This window comes from Candidatus Jordarchaeum sp. (assembly GCF_052745115.1).
On sequence record NZ_JBRAKS010000228.1, the window covers coordinates 1 to 6,230 of the forward strand.

The 6,230-nt window shown below is 38.4% G+C and carries 6 protein-coding genes; 5 read left to right on the plus strand and 1 reads right to left on the minus strand.

The window, feature by feature from the left end; all coding sequences use genetic code 11:
• Nucleotides 1–281: 281 nt before the first annotated feature.
• Nucleotides 282–2,291, minus strand: a complete 2,010-nt coding sequence (gene metG, locus ACUVXA_RS14425) for a methionine--tRNA ligase (protein WP_445871979.1) — start codon at nucleotides 2,289–2,291, stop codon at nucleotides 282–284.
• Nucleotides 2,292–2,535: 244 nt separating this feature from the next.
• Between metG and ACUVXA_RS14430 the strand changes: the two genes are divergently transcribed.
• From ACUVXA_RS14430 to ACUVXA_RS14450, 5 genes are all read left to right on the plus strand, one after another.
• Entirely contained in the window at nucleotides 2,536–3,402 is an 867-nt protein-coding gene (locus ACUVXA_RS14430) for a TatD family hydrolase (RefSeq protein ID WP_445871980.1), read from the plus strand.
• A gap of 109 nt (nucleotides 3,403–3,511) precedes the next feature.
• Nucleotides 3,512–4,171 (plus strand): OB-fold nucleic acid binding domain-containing protein, encoded by a 660-nt coding sequence (locus ACUVXA_RS14435; RefSeq protein WP_445871981.1) that lies wholly within the window; start codon nucleotides 3,512–3,514, stop codon nucleotides 4,169–4,171.
• A 21-nt stretch (nucleotides 4,172–4,192) separates the two neighbouring features.
• Entirely contained in the window at nucleotides 4,193–4,603 is a 411-nt protein-coding gene (locus tag ACUVXA_RS14440; protein ID WP_445871982.1) for a translation initiation factor IF-2 subunit beta, read from the plus strand.
• A gap of 54 nt (nucleotides 4,604–4,657) precedes the next feature.
• Nucleotides 4,658–4,954, plus strand: coding sequence for a DUF424 domain-containing protein (locus tag ACUVXA_RS14445; protein ID WP_445871983.1), 297 nt, complete (start codon nucleotides 4,658–4,660; stop codon nucleotides 4,952–4,954).
• A 26-nt stretch (nucleotides 4,955–4,980) separates the two neighbouring features.
• Nucleotides 4,981–6,051 carry a 60S ribosomal export protein NMD3 gene (locus tag ACUVXA_RS14450; RefSeq protein ID WP_445871984.1) on the plus strand — a complete coding sequence of 357 codons (1,071 nt, stop codon included), beginning with the start codon at nucleotides 4,981–4,983 and terminating at the stop codon, nucleotides 6,049–6,051.
• Nucleotides 6,052–6,230: the final 179 nt, after the last annotated feature.

Here is a 6,230-nt window from a genome sequence, read left to right on the forward strand (position 1 = left end):
TTCATGCCCCAAGGCAGGTGCTCCCCTATGAAGCAGGAACCGAACACCATCTGGCGATAGATTCGCAAAATCTGCCTTTTTTTGGGGCTTTTTCCTGTGTTTTCAAACCTGTTTCCCGGTCTTTTTTCGCTCCAACGTGTTTAAACCTTAAAAATTAATGAGAAACAACGATAAAACCATAAATTATTAGGCTAATAACCGAAGAAAAACGTTACAAAGATTCTGCGAATCTATCGTCTGGAAGTGTCCTAGATGGGTAAGTTTCGGACAACGGTTTCCAGTTATCCGACTTTGCTTCCTGTTTCGACATCCTTATCTGGTACTAGTAAAGAGATTTTTTCTCTGTCTATGGCGGCTAGAAGCATGCCTTCTGATAGCGTTCCTTGAATCTTTTTGGGTTTTAGATTTGTTAGCACGGTTACTTTCTTGCCCTTTAGTTCTTGGGGTTTGTAGTTTCCTCCGAGTTTGCCTACTATGTTTAGTTGTTTGTTAGGTTCGGTTTTAACAGTTATCTGGATTAAGTCTTCTTTGAGCTGTTTTGCGGAAACTATTTCTCCTATTCTTATGTCGAGTTTGTTGAATTCGTCGATTTTTATTTCTTCCTTCCTTTCAGTTATTTTTGTTTGTTGCCTTAATGTCTCAATTTCATTATCAACTTCTTCTTTAGGAATTTTTTCGAAAAGAGGCTCTGCTTTCAATATCTCGTGTCCGGGCTTCAATTTTAACTCTTTTGCAGAGTTCCATGTATTTGGTTCAGTGTTCAGATATTTCTGCAATTTTTCTGCAGATTGAGGTATTATTGGGCTGAGATGAATGACTGCTGAGCATAGGAAATTGGCGCAGAGGTAGAGTGTTGTTTTTGCTTCTTCTGGTTTTTTCTTTATGGTTTTCCATGGTTCTTTGGTTGAGAAGTAACTGTTGGCGAATTTGAAGGATTCAATTATTCGTTTAATGGCTTTTGCTAGGTCGCATTGTTCGTAGTATTTGGCCAATTCATCAGTAACTGAGCTAATTAGCTGGATGAATTCCCTGTCAAGGTCATCAAAATCCGAGGGCTCAGGAATTTTACTGTCGTAACGGTTGTTAATAAAGTGTAGAATTCGGTGCACCAAATTTCCAATGTTGTCAACTAGGTCTCCGTTTATTCTTTCCTGGAACTCTTCCCAGCCAAAATTATTATCTCTGATTGAGTTATCTGCTTTAAACGCTAGGTAAAACCTTACGTAATCCGCCGGGTATTTTTTTAAAATATAGTTTAGGGGTATTAGCCAGTTTCGACTTTTACTCATTTTTTGGCCTTCAAGAGTTAAGTATCCGTTCACAACGTATTTTCTTGGTAGTGTTATTTCTTCAGTGCCCATAAGTACCGCTGGCCAGAAAAGGAAATGATGATAAACTATATCCTTTCCAATGAAATGGGTAATAAGAGAGTCGTCTCTCTTCCAGTAGTCCTCCCAGTTGAATCCTTTCTTTTCACCCAAATTAATTGTAGAAGCTATATATCCTATTGGGGCGTCAAACCAGACGTAGACATACTGGTTTTCCTTCGCGTCCGCATATGGCAGTTTGAACCCCCAATAATCTTCACGGGTAATATCCCAGTCTTGGAGTCCTGATTTTATCCACTGAACGACATAATTTACCACATCTTTGGGAAAATTTTCTCCAGTCTCGTTTGATGTTAACCATTCGTATAGCCTGTCAGAGAATGCACTAAGCTTAAATATGAAATGGTTTTCTCTCCTTGTCACTGGTGGATTACCGCAGAGAATGCAGTAGGGTCTATGTATTTCTCCGGGCTCAATTGTTCGTCCACAGATCTCGCAAGCATCGCTATACTGATCTTCCGCACCGCAATATGGGCAGGTACCCTTTATCATCCTGTCTGGTAGATAAGTCTTGTCCCTTTCACAGTAAAATAGTTCTACCTCTTTTTGGTAAATGTAGCCGTTTTCTCTAAGTTTTAGGAGAAAATGTTCCGTTATTTCTCGGTTCTCTTCACTGTGGGTTTTATAATAATTATCAAAGCTGATGTTCAATGCTTTGAGATCATTCAACTGTCTTTCACGATAATAATCAACATGTTCGAGGGGAGTACGCCCCGCTTCGCGCGCCGAAACCGAGATGGGTGTGCCGTGATCGTCGCTTCCGCATACAAAAACTACATCATATCCCCTTAATCTACAAAATCTTGCATAGGTATCTGCGGGAATGTATGTGCTTGAGACGTGTCCAATGTGAAGATCCCCATTAGCGTAAGGTAAAGCTGAAGTAATCAATATTCGACTCAAACTCAACACCTCGAACTACTAGTCATTATGCTTTAAGTAGCAATAATAACTCCTCTTAAGAATTTTTTGATAAAATACATATAATTAGTATATACTGGTTTAATATTTCTCGAATTTTGAAACATATATTCTTGTCATCAGAACGATGGGATGAAAATTTTTTAAACATTTGGTAAAACTACTTAGAGGGCAAGTATTTAATTATTATATACGCTTGTTTTTAGGGATTTAATTAGAGTCTTTGGTGAGTGTGGTAAAAGTGGAAAACTTTCCTGCTACGGATAATCATATGCATATTAATCCTATAAAAGGCCTCGGACCCCTAGAAGTCGGTAAGGAATTTAAGAGAGCAGGTGGAACCTGTGTTTTCGTCATCATGTTACCTAGCTGGAGCTACGGGGTCAAGGTTTCAAAAACTTCAGATTTCGAAACCTGCTATAGTCATGTTTTTGAGTGTGTTAAAAAGGTTAGAACCCTGAATCTTCACGCTTATGGTGTTATAGGAGTTCATCCTGCTGAGCTTACACAGATGCTGGACAGAGGAATGGGAATAAGAGAGGCTAAGGAACTGATGTATGCTGGATTGGATATTGCAATAAAATGGATTAGTGAAGAAATGGCAACAGCTATCGGGGAGGTTGGTAGACCTCACTACCCGGTGAGTCCAGAAGTTTGGGAAGCTTCAAATGAGATTTTATTATACGCTCTTGGATTAGCCAAAGATTGTGGGTGCGTGGTTCAGCTTCACACGGAGAGTATGGGCGAGAAAGAAATAGTTGAATTATCTCAAATGATAAGGAAGGCTAATCTAGATCCTAGTAATGTGATAAAACATTTTAGTCCGCCGTTGATAAAAATTTGTGAAAGGGAGAAAATTTTTCCCTCTATAATTGCATCGAGGAGAAATATTGAAGCGGCTCTTGGGCAGGGAGACCGTTTCCTTCTAGAAACAGATTATTTGGATGATCCTAGGAGACCGGGAGCAGTTCTGGGACCTAAAGCGGTTCCTAAAATAGTAAACCAGTTAAGAGGACAAGAAGATTTAAAGGAGCGACTTTGGAAAGTTAATAAGGAGCACCCAGAAAAGATTTATGGCGTTCAGGTTTTTTGAACGCCGTTTCCACCCGTAGTATGAGACAATAATTTTTTTCTGGGATTCGCTTTAATTTTATTTGAACCTTTCTAGATTTAGCGTCTTAGAAATTTGTGGAGTGGTTGTGTTGAGTGGAATTGTTAGGAAAAGGGCTACCGCTTATAAGGTGCGTACTTCGGATTTGGTTAGTGGTAGGTGGGTGGAAAAGCCTAATGGACGTTACGTTATAACTAACTCGGGATTAGAGGTTCAGCGAGCCAGAGTCATGGGTACCGTGGTTGATAAATTCGTTAGTTCCCAGTCTGATTATGGTAGTATTACAGTTGATGATGGTACTGAAACCATTAGGGTTAAGGGGTGGAAGAATCAGAATTCTTTACTGAATAATGTGCAGATAGGCGATATCGTGGACGTCATTGGTAGGGTTAGAAAGTATCAGAACGAGATTTACCTGATTCCCGAACTAATTATAAAAGTAGATGATCCCAATTGGGAACTGGTTAGAGAATTAGAAATAATGTCGTACACTCCCCGCTACAAGTCTGTCTCTGTAAAAGAGGAGATAGGGATCTCAGATGAGGATAAGCCGCTAGAAGAAGAGTTTGTCGATAAGATTGGTAAGGTTTTGGAGATTATAGAAGAAATGGACGAAGGCGAAGGAGTAAACTTCGACACAATTAAGCGGGAGACCAGATTATCACAAAAAGAATTGGATTCTTGTCTAGTAGAATTATTGTCTGATGGAACAATATACGAGCCAAGACCTCAGACTTATAGAAAGCTTTGAAACATTTGAGGTGGTTAAACTATGGAAAACTATGAGCGTCTATTAGATAGGGCACGGCAGCAGGTGCCTCCGGAAGTTTTTGAAAGTAAAAGATTTGATATTCCCAAATCGGTTATATTCGTTGAGGGCAACAGAACAATTATTAGAAATTATCGAGATATAGCACTTGCCTTGAATAGAGACCCCCCGCATCTAATGAAATTTCTTATGCGTGAATTGGCAACCGCAGGCGTTATAGAGGCACAAAGAGCGGTTTTCCAAGGACGATTTACAAGCAAAACCCTTGATGATTTAATATTAAGATACACTAAAATCTATGTTCTCTGTCCTGAGTGCGGTAAGCCAGACACCCACATTGAGAGAGAACATAGATTTCAATTCCTTGTTTGCGAGGCCTGTGGAGCTAAGGCATCAATCAAATCTATACAGTAAACCAACATAAAGTTATAAGCTGTAACAAATTTAGTTAACTTGGAGCACATTAAAATGAGAGTATACATCTACATACGAAAAGTCAACAATGAGACTATGGTTGCAGCCTGTGATGAAGACATAGTAGGAAAGACTTTCAGAGAGGGCAAACTCAAAATAGAAGTGAAAAAGGAATTTTACTGTGGTGAACTTGTTGAAATAGAGGAGGGCATTGAGGCCATCAGCAAGGGAACCATAGTAAATATAGTCGGCAACACAATTGTTTCAAAAGCCATAAACGCTGGACTAATACATCCTCAAGGAATTATTACAATCGGAGGCGTAGCTCACGCACAAAAGGTAATTATGTAGACTCATAACAATGGAGTTATATTTTAATGGCTAAAAGATTCTGTGCGCTTTGTGGAAAAACAGAGACCAAACTGATTGAAAATCTTTGTTCTTCATGTTATTTTAAGAAGCACTCCCCTTTCACTATTAAAAACGAACCCAAAATACGAATTTGTCCCAATTGTTATAGCTACAAGCTCTCAAAAAAATGGATGCAATCCGAAAGCTCCAACAATGTTGAATTCTTAGAACAAGCAATTGAACAAGCTTTACCACACTTTATAAAACACTCTCCTGATTTTGAAATATCTATTCAACCACAAATACAGGAAGAAATTGAAATAAAAAATAGAATCGAAATTCCTGTATTAATAACCGCAAAAAAAGAGGATATTCTCATTAGTGAAACAGTACCGATTACCATAAATCTTGAATCCTCGCCATGCGGAATATGCACTAGAAAAAAGACAGGCTACTATGAAGCCATCCTTCAATTTAGAAGTTTAAGAGGAAGAATAAGCGAGGAGGAGCGGCAACAAATTTACAACATAATAGAAACTATCCTTAATCAAGAGAAATTCAAAGAAGATTATATACCACAGGTAAAAGAGAAAAAACAGGGCCTCGACGCATACGTCAGCACAGTAGGATTAGCAAGAAACATCGCAGAGTCCATTAAAGAAATTATGGGGGCAAACCTGCAAGAATCATTTAAACTTTCCGGAATGAAAGACGGAAAAAAGAAAGGAAAAATCTCCATCTCAGTAAGACTTCCCTCCTTCAGTGTAGGTGAAATAGTACAACTCCCAGAAAAAACCCTCATAATTGAAAAAATCGAAAAAGGCAACCTAATTGGAAAGAATCTAGAAACCGGAGAACGACTAACCGTCCAACACAAAGAGCTATGGGAATCAGAAATACGAGGCTGGAAACCAGAAACAAAAGAATACCTCATAATCTCCATAACCAAAGACTCTCTCCAACTAATGAATCTAAAAACCTACGAAATCCACGAAATCAAAAAAGAAGCCGCACCTCCCAACCTAAAAGAAGGAGATACCGTAAGAGCTACCAAAATAGATGAAAAAATATTAATTCTCACACCTGAACCCACTTGAAAGCACTTTCATACTATTATTCGGTTCGAAGTAAAATTATTTATACACCCTAAGTTGTAAAATCTTTTCTACAAAAATCTAATGCTCAAAATTGAAAAATTATTATAATTAATTTTATACTTAAATCCCACTTTCCGCACCTTTGATTTATTTTTTCCTATTTTTGTAAAATTTAAGCC